This is a genomic window from Vibrio sp. Vb0349 (assembly GCF_033338975.1).
Window position 1 is genome coordinate 1 of sequence record NZ_JAWOTS010000214.1, and the last position, 1,371, is coordinate 1,371.

General features: G+C 51.3%; 1 protein-coding gene. It reads right to left on the reverse strand.

Annotation, left to right across the window (positions count from 1 at the left end; genetic code table 11):
* Positions 1-50: 50 nt before the first annotated feature.
* Positions 51-1,371 (reverse strand): peroxidase family protein (locus tag R7Q47_RS24655; protein ID WP_318089885.1); only part of this gene is annotated, 1,321 nt, incomplete at its 5' end.

The window sequence follows — 1,371 nt, forward strand, 5'->3', positions numbered from 1 at the left end:
TTAATATAAGCGAAGCCTAATTGTTAAATTAGGCTTCGCTTTGGATGACATCAAAATCGGTCGGCGTTCATCACTTTGGTCCACGCGGCGACAAAGTCTTCAACGAATTTTCCTGCGTTGTCATCTTGTGCATACAGTTCGGCATAGGCTCTGAGTATTGAGTTTGAGCCGAAGACAAGATCGACGCGGGTCGCTGTCCATTTTACATCTTTGGAGCGACGGCTACGGATTTCGTAAAGGTTTTCGCCAACGGGTTCCCACGTGTACTTCATGTCGGTTAGGTTAATGAAAAAATCGTTGGTAAGTTGGCCGACTCGGTCTGTGAACACACCGTGTTTGCTACCGCCATGATTTGTGCCAAGAACGCGCATCCCTCCGACGAGCACCGTCATTTCAGCGGCAGTTAACCCCATCAACTGGGTGCGATCCAACAGCATTTCTTCCGGTGTTACAACGTAGTTTTGTTTGAGCCAGTTTCGATATCCATCGTGCAACGGTTCTAACACCTCGAAAGACTCAACATCCGTCATATCCTGTGTTGCGTCGCCACGTCCTGGAAGGAACGGCACAGTGACGTTAACACCCGCCGCGCTGGCGGCTTGCTCAATACCGACGTTACCTGCTAATACGATCACATCAGCGACGCTGGCTCCCGTATCTTTCGCGATGCTTTCCAACACCGGTAATACTCGGGCTAGCCGCTCTGGCTCGTTACCTTGCCAGTCTTTTTGTGGTGCTAAGCGAATGCGAGCGCCGTTTGCGCCACCACGTTTGTCAGACTGACGGAACGTGCGTGCACTGTCCCAAGCGGTTGTGACCATGTCACTAACCGATAACCCACTGGCTGCGATTTTGGCTTTTACCGCGTCTACATCGTAGTTTGCATTGCCGTGAGGAACCGGATCTTGCCAGATGAGGTCTTCTTGCGGAACATCAGGGCCGATGTAGCGAGCCTTAGGCCCCATGTCTCTATGCGTTAATTTAAACCAAGCCCGAGCAAAGGTGTCGGCGAAATAGGCCGGGTCGCTATGGAAGCGTTCTGAGATTTTGCGATACTCCGGATCCATCTTCATCGCCATATCGGCGTCTGTCATGATTGGGTTATGCCGAACGTTAGGGTTTTCAGGATCGACCGGTTTGTCTTCCTCTTTAATGTCGATAGGTTCCCATTGCCATGCGCCGGCTGGGCTTTTTTTCAGTTCCCAATCGTAATTTAACAGCAGATGAAAATAGCCGTTATCCCATTGCGTTGGCTGGCTTGTCCATGCGCCTTCAATCCCACTGGTGACCGCGTTGTTGCCTACGCCGCGGGTTGTCTTGTTTAACCAACCTAATCCTTGGTCGTGAATGTCGGCACCTTCTGGCTCTGGG